The sequence below is a fragment of the Bradyrhizobium australafricanum genome (genome assembly GCF_020329495.1).
GTDB classification, from domain to species: Bacteria; Pseudomonadota; Alphaproteobacteria; order Rhizobiales; family Xanthobacteraceae; genus Bradyrhizobium; species Bradyrhizobium australafricanum.
Map to the genome: position 1 here is coordinate 126,394 of NZ_JAGKJL010000019.1, position 21,063 is coordinate 147,456.

General features: G+C 62.0%; 21 protein-coding genes and 1 pseudogene. 15 read left to right on the plus strand and 7 right to left on the minus strand.

Going from position 1 to position 21,063, the window contains the following annotated elements; translation table 11 throughout:
* Window positions 1–3 precede the first annotated feature (3 nt).
* On the plus strand, window positions 4–987 hold the full coding sequence (dhaK, locus tag J6525_RS18925) for a dihydroxyacetone kinase subunit DhaK (protein ID WP_225645776.1): 984 nt from the start codon (window positions 4–6) through the stop codon (window positions 985–987).
* A gap of 88 nt (window positions 988–1,075) precedes the next feature.
* Here dhaK and J6525_RS18930 read toward each other — a convergent pair whose 3' ends face one another.
* From J6525_RS18930 to J6525_RS18940, 3 genes are all read right to left on the minus strand, one after another.
* Entirely contained in the window at window positions 1,076–1,516 is a 441-nt protein-coding gene (locus J6525_RS18930) for a hypothetical protein (protein ID WP_225645777.1), read from the minus strand.
* A gap of 107 nt (window positions 1,517–1,623) precedes the next feature.
* Complete coding sequence (locus tag J6525_RS18935; RefSeq protein ID WP_225645778.1) at window positions 1,624–1,794, minus strand: hypothetical protein; 171 nt, start codon at window positions 1,792–1,794, stop codon at window positions 1,624–1,626.
* 45 nt (window positions 1,795–1,839) lie between these two features.
* The gene (locus tag J6525_RS18940) at window positions 1,840–2,031 is read right to left on the minus strand and encodes a hypothetical protein (RefSeq protein ID WP_225159937.1); all 192 of its coding nucleotides are present in this window, start codon (window positions 2,029–2,031) and stop codon (window positions 1,840–1,842) included.
* A 24-nt stretch (window positions 2,032–2,055) separates the two neighbouring features.
* Between J6525_RS18940 and J6525_RS18945 the strand changes: the two genes are divergently transcribed.
* Window positions 2,056–2,991, plus strand: a complete 936-nt coding sequence (locus J6525_RS18945) for a helix-turn-helix transcriptional regulator (RefSeq protein WP_225645779.1) — start codon at window positions 2,056–2,058, stop codon at window positions 2,989–2,991.
* Window positions 2,992–3,689: 698 nt separating this feature from the next.
* Here J6525_RS18945 and J6525_RS18950 read toward each other — a convergent pair.
* Window positions 3,690–4,607, minus strand: a complete 918-nt coding sequence (locus tag J6525_RS18950) for a LysR family transcriptional regulator (RefSeq protein ID WP_225645780.1) — start codon at window positions 4,605–4,607, stop codon at window positions 3,690–3,692.
* Between the two features lie 151 nt (window positions 4,608–4,758).
* On the opposite strand from J6525_RS18950, the gene J6525_RS18955 reads away from it, so the two are divergent.
* The 9 genes from J6525_RS18955 to J6525_RS18995 all read left to right on the plus strand — a co-directional run bounded on the left by J6525_RS18955 (window position 4,759) and on the right by J6525_RS18995 (window position 13,229).
* Window positions 4,759–5,745 carry an N-carbamoyl-D-amino-acid hydrolase gene (locus J6525_RS18955; RefSeq protein WP_225645792.1) on the plus strand — a complete coding sequence of 329 codons (987 nt, stop codon included), beginning with the start codon at window positions 4,759–4,761 and terminating at the stop codon, window positions 5,743–5,745.
* Between the two features lie 144 nt (window positions 5,746–5,889).
* Window positions 5,890–6,822: an N-carbamoyl-D-amino-acid hydrolase gene (locus J6525_RS18960; RefSeq protein ID WP_018273172.1), complete on the plus strand. Its 933-nt coding sequence runs from the start codon at window positions 5,890–5,892 to the stop codon at window positions 6,820–6,822.
* Entirely contained in the window at window positions 6,823–6,972 is a 150-nt protein-coding gene (locus J6525_RS18965) for a flavin reductase family protein (protein ID WP_168856323.1), read from the plus strand.
* A gap of 111 nt (window positions 6,973–7,083) precedes the next feature.
* Entirely contained in the window at window positions 7,084–7,410 is a 327-nt protein-coding gene (locus J6525_RS18970) for a 5-oxoprolinase subunit C family protein (RefSeq protein WP_376708529.1), read from the plus strand.
* Window positions 7,411–7,739: 329 nt separating this feature from the next.
* Window positions 7,740–9,344 carry an ABC transporter substrate-binding protein gene (locus J6525_RS18975; protein ID WP_225645781.1) on the plus strand — a complete coding sequence of 535 codons (1,605 nt, stop codon included), beginning with the start codon at window positions 7,740–7,742 and terminating at the stop codon, window positions 9,342–9,344.
* Between the two features lie 17 nt (window positions 9,345–9,361).
* A complete protein-coding gene (locus tag J6525_RS18980; protein WP_016841169.1) occupies window positions 9,362–10,303 on the plus strand; it encodes an ABC transporter permease in 942 nt (313 codons plus the stop codon).
* The gene (locus J6525_RS18985; protein WP_057020983.1) at window positions 10,300–11,223 is read left to right on the plus strand and encodes an ABC transporter permease; all 924 of its coding nucleotides are present in this window, start codon (window positions 10,300–10,302) and stop codon (window positions 11,221–11,223) included. Before J6525_RS18980 ends, J6525_RS18985 begins: the two co-directional genes overlap by 4 nt.
* 21 nt (window positions 11,224–11,244) lie before the next feature.
* Window positions 11,245–12,234 carry an ABC transporter ATP-binding protein gene (locus J6525_RS18990; RefSeq protein WP_225645782.1) on the plus strand — a complete coding sequence of 330 codons (990 nt, stop codon included), beginning with the start codon at window positions 11,245–11,247 and terminating at the stop codon, window positions 12,232–12,234.
* Window positions 12,231–13,229: an ABC transporter ATP-binding protein gene (locus J6525_RS18995; RefSeq protein WP_225645783.1), complete on the plus strand. Its 999-nt coding sequence runs from the start codon at window positions 12,231–12,233 to the stop codon at window positions 13,227–13,229. Before J6525_RS18990 ends, J6525_RS18995 begins: the two co-directional genes overlap by 4 nt.
* 583 nt (window positions 13,230–13,812) lie before the next feature.
* On the opposite strand, the gene J6525_RS19000 is transcribed toward J6525_RS18995, so the two are convergent.
* Window positions 13,813–14,559 (minus strand): site-specific integrase, encoded by a 747-nt coding sequence (locus tag J6525_RS19000; protein ID WP_225645784.1) that lies wholly within the window; start codon window positions 14,557–14,559, stop codon window positions 13,813–13,815.
* Here J6525_RS19000 and J6525_RS19005 point away from each other — a divergent pair.
* Window positions 14,540–14,914 carry a hypothetical protein gene (locus J6525_RS19005; protein ID WP_225645785.1) on the plus strand — a complete coding sequence of 125 codons (375 nt, stop codon included), beginning with the start codon at window positions 14,540–14,542 and terminating at the stop codon, window positions 14,912–14,914. The genes J6525_RS19000 and J6525_RS19005 overlap by 20 nt on opposite strands.
* Window positions 14,915–16,159: 1,245 nt before the next feature.
* A pseudogene (locus tag J6525_RS19010) lies at window positions 16,160–16,480 on the plus strand (DUF736 domain-containing protein); the annotation flags it as partial.
* 181 nt (window positions 16,481–16,661) lie between these two features.
* On the opposite strand, the gene J6525_RS19015 reads toward J6525_RS19010, so the two are convergent.
* Together J6525_RS19015 and J6525_RS19020 are read right to left on the minus strand one after the other, a co-directional pair.
* Window positions 16,662–17,297 (minus strand): Lrp/AsnC family transcriptional regulator, encoded by a 636-nt coding sequence (locus J6525_RS19015; protein ID WP_057020979.1) that lies wholly within the window; start codon window positions 17,295–17,297, stop codon window positions 16,662–16,664.
* A 308-nt stretch (window positions 17,298–17,605) separates the two neighbouring features.
* Window positions 17,606–19,012: a helix-turn-helix domain-containing protein gene (locus J6525_RS19020; RefSeq protein ID WP_225645786.1), complete on the minus strand. Its 1,407-nt coding sequence runs from the start codon at window positions 19,010–19,012 to the stop codon at window positions 17,606–17,608.
* A 134-nt stretch (window positions 19,013–19,146) separates the two neighbouring features.
* Between J6525_RS19020 and J6525_RS19025 the strand changes: the two genes are divergently transcribed.
* Both J6525_RS19025 and J6525_RS19030 read left to right on the plus strand, forming a co-directional pair.
* On the plus strand, window positions 19,147–20,676 hold the full coding sequence (locus J6525_RS19025) for an acyl-CoA carboxylase subunit beta (RefSeq protein ID WP_376708530.1): 1,530 nt from the start codon (window positions 19,147–19,149) through the stop codon (window positions 20,674–20,676).
* Between the two features lie 2 nt (window positions 20,677–20,678).
* A partial coding sequence (locus tag J6525_RS19030) for a biotin carboxylase N-terminal domain-containing protein (RefSeq protein ID WP_283848628.1) occupies window positions 20,679–21,063 on the plus strand: 385 nt, incomplete at its 3' end.

Here is a 21,063-nt window from a genome sequence, read left to right on the forward strand (position 1 = left end):
ACAATGAAGAAGTTCATCAATTCGGTCGACGACGTGCTCGCAGAGAGCCTCGACGGCTTTGCCGCCGCGCATGCCGACCTCGTCATGCTCGGCCCTGAGCGGAAATTCGTCCGCCGCCGCGAGCTGAACTCGAAGAAAGTCGCGCTGGTCTCGGGCGGCGGCAGCGGGCACGAGCCGCTGCATGCCGGCTTCGTTGGCTACGGCATGCTGGATGCCGCCTGTCCCGGCCAGGTGTTCACTTCGCCGACGCCGGACCAGATCGTCGAGGCCGCACAGGCGGTCGCGGGCGATGCCGGCGTTCTCTTCATCGTCAAGAACTATGCCGGCGACCGCATGAACTTCGAGATGGCAGCCGAGATCGCCGAGGGTCGTATCGCCACCATCGTGACCGATGACGATGTGGCGGTCGAGAAGTCGACCTACAGCGCCGGGCGGCGCGGCGTCGCCGGCACCCTGATCGTCGAGAAGATCGTCGGCGCCGCGGCCGAGAAGGGCGCCGATCTCAAGACCTGCGTGGCGCTCGGCGAGCGCATCAACGCACAGACGCGCTCGATGGGCGTGGCGCTGACCAGCTGCACCGTCCCGGCTGCGGGCACGCCGACCTTTGCACTTGCCGAAGACGAGATGGAGATGGGGGTCGGCATTCACGGCGAGCCGGGCCGCCGCCGCGTCAAGCTTGCGGAGGCCGATGCGATCGCATCGGAAATGACGGCAGCGATCGCCGGCGATCTCGCGGCGCCCGCGGGCTCCGAGGCGCTGCTGCTCGTCAACGGCTTCGGCGGCACGCCGACGATCGAGCTCTATCTGATGTACAACGCGGCGCGCCGGATGCTCGAGGAGCGGGGCCTGCGCATCGCCCGTTCGCTGGTCGGCAGCTACGTCACATCGCTGGACATGGCGGGCTGCTCGCTCACCGTAAGCCTGCTCGACAGCGAGACCACCGCGCTCTGGGATCATCCCGTGCGCACGGCCGCATTGAAATGGTGACCGCCGTGGTGGGCGGCCGCTGATTTTCAGATTGCGCCCTGACCGACGATGGGCCGGGGTCTCAGGCATGCACCGGAAGTCTGCCGGTTCACCCTCCCTGAAACTTGCCGTGTCCTTCGGGCGCGGCATCTTTTTTGCGTGGAGTAGACAGGATCTCCGGCAATCGTGAGTGCCAAGCCATTGATTTATTGCTGGGCCCGGCAGGACTCGAACCTGCAATCATGAACGGGCATAGCGGTTCGGTTGTGAATTTGCCCTTGGATGCTTGCTCCACAATTCGCCTGACGCGGAGCATTTGGACTGTTCGGACGGCGTTAAGAGGCAGCAGAACCGAGTGAAGGATGAGGATTGGATACAAGCCGTCGAAGAACGCGTATGCGATGAACGCGACATTGCTCAAGATGGCCGTGATCCTGAGCTGGAGCATCGTCTTCATGCAAAACGTGGCGAAGACGAGAAGAGATGCGAGATAGCCGGCGGCTTCAACCCAGGACTTCGAGCCGCAAAGCAAAACGTCTGAGCAGCGCATTTCCGCGTCTTTCTATGAACTTGCCCGTGAAGAGCGCGACGACGCCTGCACCTGTGGCTCAACGGGCCTGGATACCGAAGCAAACGCAAAAATCAGATGCTGATCGGCTAGAAGAATCCGGCACTGAGATCCAGCCCATAACTCACCGACAGCAGCCACACCAAGAGGGCGGCTCCACAGAACAACCCGGTCTGCTTGAGGACGTTTGCCTGCAATGACGATGCGGGGAATACCCGGACAAAAGCGTTTGCAATCGCAGCAATTGCAGCGGCGCGCATGATGATCTCCAGGAGTTGGCAAATGGCGCGCCAACAGCGCCTCGATCAGGGAATGTTGATCGCCGGCAGCGGGCCAGTGGGTCGGATCAACGCTTTAGCAGGTTGCTCCTGCGCGAAGGCCGCGAGTGCAATCAAAACGGCGCATAATAGGGCGATGAAAAAGCCGAGACGCCACCGCCGCTCCGTCCGGCCGTCGTCGGGCGTGTCAAGCCGGCGCGCGCCCGTTGCTGTGCGCATCGTTAATCTCCGAATATCGTGACGGTGAGAAGGCCAGTCTTCCCAACACCCGCACTGAATATCTCGCCACTTGATGCGTCTGGGAACTACCTAGAAAGGTGGTCCGGTGTCTCCTATGCTTGCTCGAAGGTCGGTGACCTGCGCACTCGTTTCGGGGGGGACATGTATCTATCCACGGATTCCACCAATCCGCAGAATCAAGATGTCTATGCACTCTGGGATCGGCTGGCCGAGTTCTCCGTCGGCGACGGCGACGCCGCACTGACACATCTGCTAGCCGCACTGCGTACCATGTTGTCGGCACGCAATGTGCTATGGGGCGTTGTCGTGCGATTGCCTTCGCCGAAGCGGGCCGATCCCTTGCTCGGTTGGCGTCCGCGCCTCGTCCGGGTGCTGGACCCGATACCGGCGGTGGCTGCATCCGTGCAGAAGCAGTTCGATACGCTCTGGTCCCGCGACGTCGACCTGTCTCAGATCCTTTCCATGTCGGGAGACGAGCCGTTCCGCGTCCGCCTGTTGTTCGAAGCGCTGCCGCCGGAATGGTTCGAGGGCGAGCACTATCGGCGGCACTATTTGGACGTCGGCTTCGCCGACAGCATTTCCGTGCGCATTGCGCTCAATGACGACGTGAGGATTCGCCTGTTCGTATTTCGCGATGCGGAGGCCCCTCGCTTCTCGGCGCAGGACGGCCAGCATCTGGGCTTCGTGATGCGCGGGTTGAGATGGTTTCACCGTCAGCAACTGCTCAGCCACGGCCTGCTCATCGCCAATGCACCCCTGACACCTGCTGAACGCAGGGTGTTGCTCGCACTGCTCGACGGGCACACGGAAAAGCAGATCGCGCAGAGGCTTGACCAAAGTCCGAACACCACGCATTTCCACGTCAAGTCGATCTACGCCAAGTTCGGCGTGCGCAATCGCTCGGCGCTCACCGCGCTGTGGCTCGGCAAGCTGCGATAACGAACTTACAGTTGATTTGCTGGTGGGCCCGGCAGGACTCGAACCTGCAACCAGACCGTTATGAGCGGCAGGACAAGGGGTGCGGTCGTTGATTTTTCAGCATTATTCGTGATGTTTGACCGCGTTTATCGCTCTTGGAGGGATCGTTTCTGGTGCGAAACTGGTGCGGTTGGCCTGGCTTTCGATCCCGACCGCTGAACGGCCTGGCTCGTAGGTTCGACTTCCACTCTCTCCGCCATTTGCACAATTTTGCAGGCCAAACTACGATTTCCTACGACAGAGTTCGCCGACTGATCATGCGTCGATCGTGGCGGCCTCTTCCGGCGGCGAGGCGCTAAGCAACATCGCTAACAATATAGGGCGCTCGCCCGGGCTTCATCGCGAGGCTGGTGGTTCTCAGAAAATGGCGGTCATTGAGACCACACATGAGTGTGCCGGATCGGACACGTGCCGAATTGAATGAACGCGGCCGTCCTCGTACACGGCGGCGTTCGCCCGCATCAGTCAATCGACGCGGAGAGAATCCGGAAAGACCCTCTGCTCACGAGCGCGGCGAACTTCCCTTCAATTCCACCTCGAAGCCTTGCCATGGCCCTTCGGGTGGATAATGGCGCTGTGCGCACGCAAGCCGACTTCAGGCTCAACAACGTGTCAGAATTCCTGGGACGCGTTCCAGCCTGCTGGGCATCGAGAAGATGTCAAGAAATCTGCGGACGGCCCGCTTCGGCCGGGCCGAGCGCGCGGCTCGCCTGCCGAACTTCGTCCAGGAACGCCTTCGCCAGGCGTGACAGTGGTTCGGCCTCCGACCAAAGCATGTGGGCGACTGCCGGCGTCCTGGGTGTGAAAGGCTTGATAACGAGGTCGTGGCTGCCGCCCTGGCGCGGAGAGAACGGATCGACGACGGCAGCGCCGACGCCGGCAGCCGCGAGCACGCAGGCAGTATTGCAGTATCGCACTTCCACGGTCGGCTGGAACGGCGCCCCGGCCTGGGCAAAGCTATCGCGTATGGCTTCGCCCAATCGTGTTCCACGCTCCAGCCCGATGAAGGGCAGGCCGACCAGATCGGAGGCGGAAATCACGGGACGTTCGGCCAGCGGATGCTTCGGCGGCATTACGCAAACCATTTCGCCGGTGTGGACCACCTCATGCGCGATGCCTGGATGATGCGACAGGCCGAGCACGAAGCCAAGTTCGGCGACCCGGCTCGTCACCCCTTCGATAATTCCTTCATAGCGACGGACGTCGAAGAAGACCCTGGTCTGCCGCCGCTGACGCAGGAAGTCCGATAGTGCGGGCGGAATAATGCCGTAGGCGAGCGGCGGGGTCGCCACGATCGACAGGAGTCCCGAACGGCATTCACGCAGGTCGCGCACCCGATTTTCAAGTTTGGCGTGAAGCGCAAAGATCGCCTCGCTCTCCTTGTAAAGCGCCATCGCCTCTGATGTCGGGAACAGGCGGTTGTTGACCCGTTCGAACAGGGAAAAGCCGGCCTGCGCCTCCATTGCCTTCAGCGCATTGCTGACCGCGGGCTGCGACAGCGCCAGTTCGTCCGCCGCCGCGACTGTGGTTCGATGGCGGATGACTGCACGCAAGATCTCCAACTGGCGAAGGTTCATATAAGTGCCGATTATGGTCTCGCCCGAAATATCATAGCACGGGTGATTGCAATTTGTGGGCCGTTTTCACCTAATCAACGACACAGCGGAGCGTTGACAGAGTGGGCCATCCGCCTCCCGCATAAGCAATTCGCACAGATTGGAGGCAGTATTGGCACGCATACTCCGCGCCGCAGCCGCCCAGATGGGGCCGACGCAGAAAGCGGATTCGCGAGAGCATACGCTTGGCCGGATGCTGGAGCTTCTGGAAACGGCTGCCGCGCGCGACGCGAGTCTGATCGTATTTCCCGAGTTGGCCTTCACCACCTTCTTCCCGCGGTGGTACCTCGAAGACGGCGCGCTGTACCAGTATTCCGAGCGCGGCATGCCCAATCCGGCCGTGCAGCGCCTGTTTGATCGTGCTCGGGCGCTTCGCGTCGGATTTTATATCGGCTATGCCGAACAGACTCCTGATGAACGACGCTACAACTGCTCGATCCTGGTCGATTGTGACGGTAAGATCCTTGGTCGCTATCGCAAGGTGCATCTGCCGGGTTCAGTTGAACCGCGCGCCGGCGCGCGCTACCAGCAGCTTGAAAAGCGCAACATCGCGTATGGCGACCTTGGATTTCCGGCTTTCCGCGCCGGAGCGGATTGGCGTCACGCGATCATCGGCATGATGATTTGCAACGATCGCCGCTGGCCCGAGGCCTGGCGCGTGCTGGGCTTGCAGGGTGTCGAGTTGGTCTGCGTCGGCTACAATTCGGCGGCCTACGACCCCAACGGCGGCGCCACGGAAGATGCCGCGCTGCGCACCTTCCATTCAAAGCCGGTGACGCAGGCCAATGCCTACATGAACGCGAGTTGGGCAATCGCGGTTGCCAAGGCCGGTGACGAAGACGGTTCCGGATTGATCGGCGGCTCCTGCATCGTCGATCCGAATGGCCGCATCGTCGCCGAAGCGGAGACGCTGGCGGATGAAGTCGTCGTCGCTGACCTCGATCTCGACCTTTGTCGCCAGGGCAAGGACAAGATGTTCAATTTTGCCGCTCATCGACGGCCCGAGCAGTACTCCGTCATCACTGAACGCGCTGGTGTTATCGAGCCGACCGCGCTCAGTGCGATCGCGACGAATCTTTCGGAAGCACGAGGACGATAGCCGATCCCCGATGTGTACCTCCGCCAGGCCGCCAGGAGCGCTTGTTTCCCGTGGTTCACTGTCGCGGGCAGCGGCCGTCGCGCCGGCACCTAGGCTTCGACGATGCTCCAACGCAACACCAGGTCAAACAACCAGGGAAAACTCATGCGCGTCATCAATGTTGCCGCCGCCCAGATGGGTCCGATCCAGAAGGCCGACAGTCGCGAGGCGGTCGTCAAGCGCATGATCGCGCTGATGGATCAAGCCAAGGCGCGCGGCGCCGACCTGATCGTCTATCCCGAGCTCGCGCTCACCACATTCTTCCCGCGCTGGTACATGACGGACCAGTCCGAAGTCGACCGCTGGTTTGAGCGCGAGATGCCTAATGCGGCGACCATGCCGCTGTTCGAGCGCGCGGCCCTCCACCAGATCGCGATGAACTTCGGCTACGCTGAACTGACGCCGGACGGACACCATTTCAACACCAGCATCCTGACGGACAAGTCCGCCCGGATCGTCGGCAAGTACCGCAAGGTTCATCTGCCCGGTCATGCGGAGTTCGATGCCGAGCGCGCCTTTCAACATTTGGAGAAACGCTACTTCGAGCCGGGCGATCTCGGCTTCAACGTCTGGCGTGAGCTTGACGGGATCCTCGGCATGGCGATCTGCAACGACCGGCGCTGGCCGGAGACCTATCGCGTGATGGGTCTGCAGGGCGTCGAGATGGTGATGATCGGCTACAACACCCCCTCGGTGAACGCCGAAAAGAGCGAGGAGGGACCCGCGAAGCGGCTGTTCCACAACCGCCTCTCCGTGCAGGCAGGCGCCTATCAGAATTCCACATGGGTCGTATGTGTCGCCAAGGCCGGCGTCGAGGATGGTCACCCCTTGATCGGCGGCACGCTGATCGTCAATCCCGACGGCGAGATCGTGGTCGAAGCCAAGACCGAGGAGGACGAACTGCTGGTTCACTCCTGCGATCTCGACGCCACCGCCTTCGGCAAGAGCACGATCTTCAACTTCGCCCAGCATCGCCGCATCGAGCATTACGGCCTCATCACCAGTCGTACCGGCGCACAGCCGCCTCCGGAAAACTGAATGTCGGGCATCGCCTTCAACGCGCTTGATCCGCAGACCCGATACAAGCTGTTGTGCGGGATCGTCGTACCGAGGCCGATTGCGCTGGTCACGACGCTTGACGACAACGGCAAGGTCAATGCCGCGCCGTCCAGCTTCTTCAACGTCTGAACGACTGCGCGGTCGATTTTCCCGCTGGCAGTAGCGAAGTGGAGGCGACGGGGTTGGCCACGCTGCCGTCAATCGACGTCGCCGTGCCCGCGGATTCCGTCGCCCAGCAGATTGAAGCAGAGCACGGCCAGCATCAGCGAAACGGCTGCCGACATCATTCACAATTTCTACGATCTCGGCATCGCGATGGGTGCGATCCAGGTGCCGGGGGACGGCCGTCCGATCGTTCTGATGGCCGATCGTCAATCAACCGGCGGCTATCCGAAGATCGCCACCGTCATCGGTCCCGATCTCGGTCGGCTGGCGCAGGCGAGGCCCGGAACGACGTTCCGCTTCGAGGCGGTATCGATCGAGGAAGCGGTCGCTGCGCGTCGGCCAAGAGGCCGCCGCGCTGGCGCGGGGCGCCGAGCCGCTATTGCGTGTGCATCTCAGCCCTGAATTTTTGCTCGGCCTCAATCTGATCGACGGCGTCGTCAGCGTCGATCCTTGCGGATAACGCCCGCATCGACATCACGACCATGTCGAAATTCTTGGCAGGTACCTGACCGGCGCCCGCAAGCCGGTTGTGATTCACGTTGAAAATGCGTCTGTCCGAAAGCCGCTGCTATCCGATCCGGTCCCAACTCAGGTGGACTGCGCTGGCATACCATTTGCACGCAAAATAATCACTCATCATCGGTCCGACCGCCGGTTTGACCTCACCTGTACCGAAACCCGCCGCCGAAGCAGGCGGAGTCGCCGCAACACCCCGACGTTTGGAGAACTTCATGGATCGCAGGACTCTGTTGAAAGGATTGGCCGGGGCAGGCGCCCTGGCGGCGACCGGCGGTGTTTCGATGCCGGCCCTTTCCCAAGGCGCCGCGGCGCGCACCTTGCGCTTCGTGCCTCAGGCCAATCTCGCGAATTTCGATCCGATCTGGGGGACCCAGTACGTGGTGCGCAATGCCGCCGCACTGGTGTGGGACACCCTCTACGGCGTCGACGCGATGCTGCAGCCGCAGCGCCAGATGGTTGAGTCCGAGGAGGTCACCGATGACGGCCTGACCTGGACCTTTCGGCTCCGGGCGGGGCTGAAGTTCCACGACGGCGAGCCGGTGCGCAGCAAGGACGTGATCGCGAGCATCACGCGCTGGGCGGCCCGCGATCCGATGGGGCTCATGATCAAGGCGCTTCAGCAGGAACTGACCGCTGTCGACGACAGGACCTTCAAACTGGTCTTGAAGCAGCCTTATCCGAAGCTGCTCTACGCACTGGGCAAGAACAATACGCCGATCGCCTTCATCATGCCGGAGCGTATCGCGCAGACCGATCCGTTCAAGCAGATCACGGACTATGTCGGCTCGGGACCGATGAAGTTCGCGAAGGCCGAATGGGTGCCCGGCGCCAAGGCGGTGTTCGAGAAATTCACCGACTACGTGCCGCGGCAGGAGAAGGCGTCCTGGCTCGCCGGCGGCAAGCAGATGCTGATCGATCGTCTGGAATGGGTGGTGATCCCGGATCCGGCCACGGCGGCGGCGGCGCTGCAGAACGGCGAGGTCGATTGGTGGGAGAGCCCGATCACCGATCTCGTGCCGGTGCTCAAGAGCAACCGCAACATCAGCGTCGACATCGCCGACCCGCTTGGCAACGTGGGTTCGTTCAGGATGAACCACCTTTACTCGCCCTTCAACGACGTGAGAGCGCGGCGTGCGGTGCTGATGGCGATGAGCCAGGAAGATTACATGCGGGCGCTGGTGGGGGATGACACCTCGCTTTGGAAGCCGCTGCCGGGCTTCTTCACGCCGGGTACGCCACTCTATTCGGAGGCGGGCGGCGAGATGCTCAAGGGCAAGCGCGATCTCGACGCGGCCAAGAAGCTGCTGGCCGAGAGCGGTTATTCGGGCCAGCCGGTGACTTGCCTGGTGGCGCAAGATCAACCGATCACCAAGGCGCAGGGCGACGTCACGGCGGATTTGTTGAAGAAACTCGGCATGAATGTCGACTTCGTCGCGACCGATTGGGGCACGGTCGGTTCCCGTCGCGCCCAGAAGACGCCTCCGGGGCAGGGCGGCTGGCAGATGTTCCACACCTGGCACGCCGGCGCCGACTGCATTAACCCCGCCCCCTACAACGCGATTCGCGCCAATGGTGACAAGGCGTGGTTCGGCTGGCCTTCGAGCGATGCTGTGGAAAAGGAAGTCGTGGAATGGTTCGGAGCCAAGAATCTCGATGAAGAGAAGGCGGCGATCAATCGCCTGAACAAGGCGGCACTCGACGACGTGGTCTATGCGCCGACCGGTTTCTTCCTCGGCTATACGGCGTGGCGCAAGAACGTCTCCGGAATCGTGAAGGGGCCGCTGCCGTTCTTCTGGGGCGTGTCGAAGACCGCATGACGGCACGGTAAACCGACATGGTCTCGTATATCCTGCGGCGGATTCTCGCGACGTTGCCCGTGATGGCGATCGTCGCGCTGTTCGTCTTCAGCCTGCTCTACATTGCGCCCGGCGACCCTGCGGTGGTAATCGCCGGCGATCAGGCGAGCCCCGCCGACGTCGAACGGATACGCCAGAGCCTCGGCCTCGACCGGCCGTTCCTGGTGCAGTTCGGGTCCTGGCTCTGGCACATCCTCCACGGCGATCTCGGCACCTCGATCTTCACGAGCCTGCCGGTCTCGACGCTGATTGCGCAGCGCATCGAACCGACACTCTCGCTGATGGTGCTCACTCTGCTGCTGACGATCCTGGTCGCAGTCCCGCTTGGCGTGGTGGCGGCGTGGAAGGCGGGAAGCTGGCTGGATCGCACCATCATGACGTTTGCCGTGTTCGGCTTCTCGCTTCCCGTCTTCGTCGTCGGATACGTGCTCGCCTACGTGTTCGCGCTCAAGTTCGAGTGGCTTCCCGTGCAGGGCTACACGCCGCTCAGCGAAGGCTTCTGGCCGTGGCTGCAGAATCTGATCCTACCGGCGGTCGCGCTCGGCTGCGTCTACATCGCGCTGATTGCGCGCATTACTCGTGCCTCCATGCTCGAAGTGCTGCAGCAGGACTATATCCGTACCGCCCGCGCCAAGGGCCTTGGAATGCGCAACATCCTGTTCGTTCATGCGCTGAAGAATGCCGCCGTTCCGATTGTGACTGTGATCGGTATCGGCATCGCCCTCTTGATCGGCGGCGCGGTGGTGACTGAAAGCGTGTTCGCGATTCCGGGCCTCGGCCGACTGACGATCGATGCGATCCTGCGGCGCGACTACCCGGTGATCCAGGGCATCGTGCTGCTGTTCAGCTTCCTCTACGTGCTGGTCAATCTGATGGTTGACGTCGTCTACACCCTGGTTGATCCGAGGATCCGCTATTGACCATATCCACCACCAGCACTGCGGCCCTGCCACCGGGCCTGGTTATCGCGCCGCAACTGCCTGAACTGCTGCGGCCGGTGAAGATCCGGCACGGTCTGATCGGTTTTCTCCGCGGTCATCCGACGGTTGCGATCGGCGGCGCATTGCTGCTGTGCCTGATCCTGATCGCGATCTTCGCGCCCTATCTCGGAACCGTCGACCCGACCGCGCTGGCGCCCGCCAAGCGGACCCGCGCGCCCTCGGCGGACTTCTGGTTCGGCACCGACATGCTGGGCCGCGACATCTACTCGCGCGTTCTTTACGGGGCGCGGGTCTCGCTCACCGTCGGCCTTTCGGTGGCGGCTCTCGCCTCGCTCGCCGGCCTTGCCATCGGCCTCGTCTCGGGCTTCGTGCGATGGGCGGACGGCATCCTGATGCGGTTCATCGACGGGTTGATGTCGATACCGCCGATCCTGCTCGCGGTCGCGCTGATGGCGTTGACGCGCGGCAGCGTCGGCAACGTCGTCCTGGCCATCACCGTTGCCGAAATTCCGCGCGTGACGCGTCTGGTGCGCGGCGTCGTGCTGTCGCTGCGCGAGCAGCCCTATGTTGACGCCGCCGTCGCATCCGGCACGCGAACGCCGATGATCATCCTGCGCCACATCCTGCCGAACACGCTGGCACCGATGCTGGTCCAGGCCACCTACATCTGCGCCAGCGCCATGATCGTGGAGTCCATCCTCTCCTTCATCGGCGCCGGCACGCCGCCGACGATTCCGTCCTGGGGCAACATCATGGCCGAGGGCAGGGCGCTGTGGCAGGTCAAGCCTTACATCGTGTTCTTTCCCGCAGCGTTCCTGTCCGTCACCGTCCTCGCCGTCAACCTGCTCGGTGACGGTCTGCGTGATGCGCTCGATCCACGCCTGGCCAAGAGCCTGTAGGACAGACGAGGTTTCGATCCGATGGCACTGCTCGAAGTCGAGAATCTGCAGACCCATTTCCGCACTCCCGACGGGATCAACCGCGCCGTCGACGGCGTGTCCTTCCAGGTCGCCGAAGGCGAGACGCTGGCCATCGTCGGTGAATCCGGCTGCGGCAAGTCGGTCACCTCGATGTCGCTGATGCGGCTGATTCCGGAGCCGCCGGGCAGGATCGCGGGCGCTGTCCGTTTCCAGGGCAGGGACCTGCTGCAACTGTCCGAGCGCGAGATGCGCGGCATTCGCGGCAATGACATTGCGATGATCTTCCAGGAGCCGATGTCGAGCCTCAATCCGGTGCTGACCGTCGGTCGCCAGATCGGCGAGACGTTGCGGCTGCATCAAGGACTGGACAAGCAGGCCGCGGAGGCGCGCGCCGTCGAGATGCTCAATCTGGTCGGCATCCCGGAGCCGGCACGGCGCGTGCGCGAATATCCGCATCAACTTTCGGGAGGCATGCGCCAGCGCGTGATGATCGCGATGGCGCTGGCCTGCAATCCAAAGCTCCTGATCGCCGACGAGCCGACCACGGCGCTTGATGTGACGATCCAGGCCCAGATCCTGCAACTGATGCTGGAGCTCAAGCGCCGCGTCGGCGCGGCGATCGTGCTGATCACCCATGATCTCGGTGTGGTCGCCGAGATCGCCGAGCGCGTCATGGTGATGTATGCCGGCCGCAAGGTCGAGGAAGCGCCGGTGGCCGCGCTGTTCCGATCTCCGCGTCATCCGTATACGCAGGGCCTGCTCGGCGCGGTGCCCAGGCTCGGCTCGTCCCTCACCGGCGCGGCGCGACGGCTTGCCGAAATTCCCGGGCAAGTGCCCAACCTCAAGCAGGCGATCGCGGGCTGCGCCTTTGCCGGGCGGTGCGCGCTTGCAACCGATCTCTGCCGTCAGGTCGCGCCGGGCCTCGAAGAGAAGGGGCCCCGCCACATCGCCGCCTGCCATTATGCTGCCAAGGAGGCGGCCGCGGCATGAGTGCTCCGCTGCTCCAGGTCAACGACCTCAAGAAGCATTTTCCGGTTCGCGGCGGCCTGTTCGGCCGCAGCTCCGGCGCGGTCCACGCCGTGGATGGCGTGTCCTTTGAGGTCGGACGCGGCGAGACCCTCTCGCTGGTCGGCGAATCCGGCTGCGGCAAGTCGACGGTCGGCCGCGCCATCCTGCGGCTGTTCGACATCACCGCCGGCCAGGTCGTGCTCGATGGCCAGCGCATCGACGATCTCTCGCCCGGCGGGCTGCATGCCATTCGCCGTCGTTTGCAGGTGGTGTTCCAGGATCCGTTCTCCAGCCTCAATCCGCGGATGCGGGTGCGCGACATCCTGGCCGAGCCGATCCGCAATTTCGGTCTCGCCAAATCCGCCGCCGATCTCGAGGCGCGGGTCGCGGAACTGATGGACACCGTGCGCCTGCCGCATGACGCGCTGAACCGGCGGCCCCATGAATTCTCGGGCGGTCAGCGCCAGCGCATCGGCATCGCCCGCGCGCTTGCGGCTGAGCCGGATCTGATCGTCTGCGACGAGGCGGTGTCGGCGCTCGACGTCTCGGTCAAGGCGCAGATCGTCAATCTGCTGCAGGATCTGCAGCAGCAGTTCGGGCTTGCGTTGCTGTTCATCAGCCATGATCTGGCTGTTGTCGAGCACATGACGCACCGTGTCGCTGTGATGTATCTTGGCAAGATCGTCGAAATGGCGCCGAGCCGCAAGATCTTCGCCTCGCCGGGGCATCCCTACACCAGGGCCTTGCTCTCGGCGGTGCCGGTGCCGAAGCCCGGCGCGGTCCGAACCCCAATCGTCCTGAAGGGCGACGTCCCAAGCCCGATCAATCCGCCGAGCGGTTGCCGTTTCAACACCCGGTGCCCGTTCGTCTTCGATCGCTGCAAATCAGAGGAGCCGACACTTCGATCGGCTGGCGGCGGTCAATGGGTGGCGTGTCATCTCGAAACGCTGCCGGAGACGTCGGGCCCTGCCGTATGATCCGTCGGCGTCGCGATGCAGTCGGCCTAGTCTTACGGACGACGCGCATACGAGCCGTTCGAGGGCAACCCCAAGGGCTCTCAGGTGAGTTCCTCAAATGCCGCAAGCGGCGAACGTCCGCGTGGTTGGCGCGTTCGCCGAGAGGGCTGACGAGAAAGTCGAGCGGTCCAGAGCAACGAAGAGAGGTATTTCCGGCGCGGTGGCCAACAGGCTGTGGACTGAAAGCCGGCTAAGCAGCGATTTAGCGAAGTAACGGACCCCTGACTCAAACCCCCGATTCCTTCTCCCTGAGGCGCCCGACGCGTGCCAAGCGACGTCACGTCCGCCAATCCTACCGATCCGTGCGAGCTTTGGACACGACCTCGTGAGGTTCGGAGCGGTGGCTATGGAATTGAGTTTTGTCGGACACAACCCCCTTTCGGCCGTAGCTCCAACGGTGGGTTTTGGTTAGAAAGCTCGAAAGTGCGTTATCATTCAATAGTGATTGACTGATACTCTCTCCGCCGCAAAAGGAAGCTCCTGGGACTTCAGGTGAACTTGGTAGTCATAACCCGCGCTAACAATCCAAATTCAGCTGCGTCTTCTATCTACGCAATGGCAGCACCGACCCGAAACTGTCCCGATTTCCTTCGGCCTTTCTGTCTCGCTTGGCGATCTTCTCGACAGCGTCCGCAAGATAATCCGGGTGATGATGACCGTAGGTATTGAGCAGAACATCAAGCGACATGCCCAGATAGCCCGCCGCCTGCCACGGATCTGCGCCGCGCTGCATCAGCCAGGTCGCTGCCGTGTGCCGGAGTGTGTGAGGCGAGATGCCCGCGCCGAGACCGGCCAGTCGGACGGCGGTCTTGAAAGCTGTCTTCACCGAGGTAACGGGTTTTCCGTTGAATTCCACGAAGTGCTTTGCGTGATGGTCGATCTGATGCCACCGTTTGAGATGGGCAAGCAGGCGAGGCGGGATCGGCACCGGCGGTTGTCGCTTGTTGGTCTTTGCGTCGCCCTGGCGGCGACGGTAATAAATGCCGCGCTCCAAATCGACGAACGCGCGGCCGACCGCCGGAATGGGTGAGGCCGCCGCAATCGCGCCAGCGCGGGAGCCGCTATAAACGCCGATCAAAATGAATCGCGCGAGGTGCCGTAAGGGGCGTTTTCCCGTCGCGACTTTCTGGCCTCTCAGGGGTCCCCGCGCCATTTTCTGCATCTCGCGGTACCGCCAACAGGTCCAGATCAGCTTCGCGGCATCGGATCTCGTGAGCCACCTATCGCGGGGCTCGCCCTTGGCCGGCAGTGTGATCTTTGACGATCCCTCGATGGTAGCCTTCAGCCACATGATGATTGATGGCGGCGCGCAGGTCTTCAAGATCGCGCCTCGCACCTCCCTTGTTGCCGCGCTCCCTGGCGAATTGACGGCACTGCTCGCCGTCGACGTCGGCCAGCATTTTGGCACCCCACCAATCGTTCAGCCGTCCGATCCGCTTCTTGAACTTGCGTATGGCGGGAACTGTCTCTTCGTCATCTCGGGCGACCTTGAACCTTTCGCGGAGCTTGGCGAGCTCGGCATCGAGGTAGATCGACAGCACATCGCCGATCGGGATCGATTCAATGTCCTGGGCCTTGCGCTTGGGGATGTATTTCGAGGCAATGTAATCCTTCAGCCCCTGCTCGGCGGCCTCAATTTCATCTGAAGCGCAGCCTGTGCCGATATCCCGGCCATTGTCTCGGATGATCCACGTTGCTCTGTGGGTGATCCTGCCGGCCTTGTCTCATCGGGCGGCTTTGAGCTGGAGCCTGGCCCCTTTGCTTCGACGCAGCATAATTCCCTCATTCGCTCAATATGAAATAGTGTCGTGTAGTCCTTACCCGCGATGCGCTCGATGACGAGCCGCCCGCGAGCGTTTTCTCGGCGTAATCCGGAAGCGGTCATCGAACCATCCGGGAACGCCACGGCTGCTGCCACAGAAAGCCGGAGAGGGTCGTGCGGGCCAATGTTCTCCCGGCGTTTTGAGAAATCGACCATGTTAGCGAGAGCGCAATATGCGAAGCACTAACGATGATCGGATTTCACGCGGACGCCATTGCTCCTTTTCTGGTTCACTGAAGCTTGTGCTTGCCTTGAATAGCCGGACGAGGACTGGACCCGCTGGTGCTCGCCCGCACTGATCAGGAAGACCGCACCGCTCAGCGCAACCGCCAGAAGGCGCTCTTCCACGCGAGCTAGACGTCTCGAGGTCACCGGTGCCCATCGGCACATACAATCGGCTCGTGGACGGCAGCTCAATTGCGACAAGCGACAGTTTGGGCAGGCTAGGGCGGCTACGAAGAAAGCTTGGGGCAGGCGCGCCAACATTGTCCTAGATGCGGATATCGATCACTTTCGCGATATGCTCCATCCGCTCTTGGGGCCAACACTGCTCTGACTGGGTGATGCTTGCTCCTTCATATTCACGCGCGCGAAGTCGGCTCGTTTAAACGAGGCGACCGGCTCTCTTACTGACCCGCTGGCTGCACACCGACAGTCCTCACCGCTCGATAACATTCGTCGGCTGCTCGATGTGCCTCGCGCGATTTTAACGGGCTGGGTGTCTCGCCGATACTGGTAGATTTGACAGGTAGTGCATTGGCCTGACGCGGCGCCTGAGATGCTCGGTTCGGAGTCTCCGATGCGATCAATGTCCGTTCTTGGCTCCCCGTGGACGATTTCCCTGCTTATGGACGTGACGACCTATGGGAGGCGCTTCGCCATCTGAAACCCTCGCCAGCTTCTTTTTTCCCCGCCGGCAAGCCGTCTCCTCGCGATCGCTCCGCTGCAAAAAAGCCGCTCCCTCGGGTGCGCCGCTGCGCTTCGCCCCGGCGGGTTCAATGGCGTTTCGCTCCCCATGACGGTCTCGCCAACGCAGGGGATCGGCCCGCGGCAATGAAGGAGACAGACCATGACTGCAATCGGATTCGTCACTCGCACGGACAACGGCGGCTACAGGGGCGAGCTCAAGACCTTGTCGATCCGCGCCCACATCGACATCATTCCCAACAGCGGCAAGTCGACTGAGGCTCAGCCGGATTTCCGCATCCTCGCCCAGGGTGTTGAGATCGGAGCCGGCTGGATCCGGCGCGGCGAGAGCAGCGGCAAGGACTACGTTAGCCTGTCACTTGCGGCACCTGAACTCGGGTCTCGCAAGCTCTACGCCAACCTTGGCCGAGCCGTCGGCCTGGGCGATGACAACGGCTTCTTCCTGATCTGGAATCCCGGTGACCAGCTGTCGGTCCTGGCCTCCCGCACCTCACGCGGGAGCCTTTCTCCAGGCGGCCAGTTTTTGACCGTCGCGTTTCGCGCGCGCACTGTCGAACACGGAACGGCACTCGATCTTTGCGCGTTGGAGCAAAAAGCACGAACAACGAGCGCAAGCTCGAGACTGTTCTCCTGTGCGCCGTTGTCTAAGGGAGGCTTGAGGGGTACTGCCCGTCACCCCGCAAAATCCGCGAAGTCTCGAGATTCATGCCGCCATCGATCCGCGCCTGGGGCGAGGCGTCGTATTGCTGTTTGGCGGGCCTGTCGAGGCGCCTGGAAGAGCTGCACGGCTTGACCTGAACTGGTCGGTTCGTGTCGATAGGGAGCACCGTCTTGTGAGATATCCGCTTCAGGGCCAGGTTTGAACGGATGCTCGAAACGCCGGTTATGCGGGAGAGCTTGTTCACGATGAGATCCTCAAGAGCCTCGATATCAGAAACCATAACGCGGAGAAGATAATCGTTGTCCCCGGTCATCAGGTAGCATTCCATCACCTCGCCAAGGCGATCGATTGAACGCGTAAAGCTCTCGAGTGATGGCTGGGCCTGCCTTTCAAGCTTTACTTGTATGAATGCCGTAACGCCGATGCCGAGAACGGCGGGATCCAGCACCGCAATTCGCCGGTCAATGACCCCGAGTTTTTCGAGCGTTCGAACTCGAGCGAGACACGGAGACGGTGAGAGATTGACGCGGGAAGCGAGTTCAACGTTGGTCAGACTTGCGTTCTGCTGCAGTTCATTCAAGATCTTTATGTCGATCCTGTCCAAAGCCGTCGTCGTCATTTCGTTCTCCCATGGGCAAGCATTCGTCGTCCCATCGAGGCCCGGCCCCTTGCGTTATTTCGCGTGGTGACATCTCGATGAAACAAATGCTATCCCTCGCCCGGGCATGTAGAACTTCGATAAAATGACGACTTGTATCGAAAAACGGTCAATCTGATCTTGCCGCCCGAACATGTGGCTTGCGCGCCGGCGCCTGCTGCCGTCGTGATGAGCAACGCGAATGCAATCTGTGCACTGATTTGGTCGCGGGAACTGAACCTGTGTCCTGCCCAGCCCGCAATCGGGGGCCCGGCTTTGTCGTCGGCGGCCTAGCCGGGTAATTGATAGGGCAGTATGTCCCTGCGGTCGCGGTCTATTCTCAATCTGCTCTTGAGCGGCGGAATTGCCCGCTGAGAACAGTTGGTCCGCTCGCAGATTCGACAAGAAATTCCGATCGGATCGTAAGTGCCTTTGCTTGTCAGGTCGAGCCCGTCTGCATACACGAAATCCTTTGCATAGGAGACCTCGCATCCCAGCGCGATGGCATAGCGCGGACGAGGAGAGCCGAAGCCGCCCCGGCCTTTCGAAAGTTCGGTTGCGATGCAAAGAAATCGGATGCCGTCCGGTGTCTCGGCGAGTTGCCGAATGATTTGGCTTGGAGCCTCGAATGCCTGGTGCGCATTCCAGAGCGGGCAGGCGGCTCCGTAGCGTGCAAATTGCAGTTTTGCCGCGCTGTGGCGTTTGGTGATGTTCCCGGCGCGGTCCAATCGGGCGAAGAAAACGGGTACACCCTTCGAACCTTGCCGTTGAAGCGTAGACAGGCGATGGGCAACCTGCTCCAGGCTTGCGCCGAACCTGGTCGCGAGCAATTCAAGATCGTGCCGCAGCTCGCGAGCGGATTGCAGGAATCGTTGGTATGGTAGAACGAGAGCGCCCGCAAAATAGTTTCGCAATCCGGCCGCGCAAACGTTTCGGGCATCGACTGATCGAAATGTCGCTCGATCTGCAATCTGATCAATCCGGTCTTCTTGTTCAAGAGCCGCGATTTGCAGGGCAATCTGGAAGGTTCGGGTTGGTGTCGGCAGATATTGGCTCAGAAAAAGCGTGCGCGATGCGCGATCGAATTGTCGCAATGAAGTCTCATTGGGACCGCTGTGGCGTATCTGCACGCCATGTTTCGATTCCAGGTAGCTGATCAACGCGGTCGTCGCGTTGCTGTCGGGAATATTCAGCCGGTCGGCAAGAGCCTCGGCCGCTGTATCCAACTCATGGACGTAATTGTCGACCAGGTGAAAGAAATCGCGAACTTCCTCATAAGCCGTCGGTTCTCCCGCCAGGTTGGCGATCTGGCCATCCAAGCTGGCGAGCTGCTCGCTGTTGCGCCGATATGCCTGGTGCGCGTTCAAGAGCGCTTGAGCAAAACCGGGAGCGTTCTGAACCACCAGTTTCAACTCTTGTATGCTGGGCCTGTAGGAGGCGAAGATCGGATCAGCCAACGACTCGGCCAGCATCGAAATGATCTTGTCACTGTCGTTGAGCGACAAAGAGCTCAGGTCGACCTGAAATTTTTCGGCAAGCAGCACCAGTACGGAGGCCGAGACCGGCCGCTGATTGTTCTCGATCTGGTTCAGGTAACTGAGCGAGATTCCCAGCCGCTCCGCGAACGCTGCCTGGGTGAGCATTTTGCTCTCCCTTACCTCGCGGAACCTGCGACCGATATAGAGCTTCCCTGCCATTTGCAACTTCGCAATTTACTGTTTGCAATTATGTAACATGTGCAAATGTGCGTCTTCAAGCCTTCTCAGGACCCGGATCGCTTGTATATGGCGCGGTAAGACCTGCTCGCGGACCCACCGGGGGGTGTTGTGTGATCTCCACAATTGAAGCTCTTGAAGAGCGGCGCGCCGGCGCAAGACGCGGCGGCGGCGAAAAGCGCATCGAGGCGCAGCACGCCCGCGGCAAGCTGACCGCCCGCGAGCGGATCGAGCTCCTGCTGGACAAGGGCTCGTTCGAGGAATTCGACATGTTCGTCGAGCACCGCTCGATCGAATTCGGCATGGAGAAGACCAGGATCCCCGGCGACGGTGTCGTCACCGGTTGGGGCACGGTCAACGGCCGCAAGACGTTCGTCTTTGCCAAGGACTTTACGGTGTTCGGCGGCTCGCTCTCCGAAACCCACGCGCTGAAGATCACGAAACTGCAGGACATGGCGATGAAGGCGAGGGCGCCGATCATCGGTCTCTATGACGCCGGCGGCGCGCGTATCCAGGAGGGCGTCGCTGCTCTGGCGGGCTATTCCTACGTGTTCCGCCGCAACGTGCAGGCCTCGGGCGTGATCCCGCAGATCTCTGTCATCATGGGCCCCTGTGCCGGCGGCGACGTCTATTCGCCCGCGATGACCGACTTCATCTTCATGGTGAAGAACACCAGCTACATGTTCGTCACCGGCCCCGACGTGGTGAAGACCGTCACCAACGAGGTGGTGACCGCGGAAGAACTCGGCGGCGCCTCGGTGCACGCCACGCGCTCCTCGATCGCCGACGGCGCGTTCGAGAACGACGTCGACGCGCTGCTGCAGATGCGCCGCCTGATCGACTTCCTGCCCTCGAACAACACCGACGGCGTGCCGGAATGGCCGAGCTTCGACGATATCGGCCGGGTCGACATGTCGCTCGACACGCTGATCCCCGACAATCCGAACAAGCCCTACGACATGAAGGAATTGATCCTGAAGGTCGTCGACGAGGGCGACTTCTTCGAGATCTCGGAGACCTTTGCGAAAAACATCGTCACCGGCTTCGGCCGCATCGCCGGCCGCACCGTCGGCTTCGTCGCCAACCAGCCGATGGTGCTGGCGGGCGTGCTCGACAGCGACGCCTCACGCAAGGCCGCGCGCTTCGTCCGGTTCTGCGATGCCTTCAACATCCCGATCGTCACCTTCGTCGACGTGCCGGGCTTCCTGCCGGGCACGAGCCAAGAATATGGCGGCCTGATCAAGCACGGCGCAAAGCTGCTGTTCGCCTATTCGCAGTGCACGGTGCCGCTCGTCACCATCATCACCCGCAAGGCCTATGGCGGCGCCTTCGACGTCATGGCCTCGAAGGAAATCGGCGCCGACATGAACTACGCCTGGCCGACCGCGCAGATCGCCGTGATGGGTGCCAAGGGCGCGGTCGAGATCATCTTCCGCTCTGACATCGGCGACCCCGACAAGATCGCCGCCCGCACCAAGGAATACGAGGACCGCTTCCTGTCCCCCTTCATCGCCGCCGAGCGCGGCTACATCGACGACGTCATCATGCCGCATTCGACAAGGCGGCGGATCGCGCGGGCGCTGGCGATGCTCAGGGATAAGAAGGTGGAGATCCCCGCGAAGAAGCACGACAATCTGCCCCTGTGACCATGTTCAAGAAAATCCTGATCGCCAACCGCGGCGAGATCGCCTGCCGGGTCATCAAGACTGCGCGCCGTATGGGGATTGAGACGGTCGCCGTCTATTCCGAGGCCGACCGCGACGCGCTGCATGTCGAGATGGCCGATGAGGCCGTGCTGATCGGACCGCCCGCTGCGGCCGAGAGCTATCTTTTGATCGACAAGATCGTCGAGGCCTGCCGCAAGACCGGCGCGCAGGCGGTGCATCCCGGCTACGGCTTCCTGTCCGAGCGCGAGGCGTTTCCGCGCGCGCTGGAAGCCGCCGGCATCGTCTTCATCGGTCCGAACCCCGGCGCCATCGCCGCGATGGGCGACAAGATCGAATCCAAGAAGGCCGCGGCGAAGGCGAAAGTCT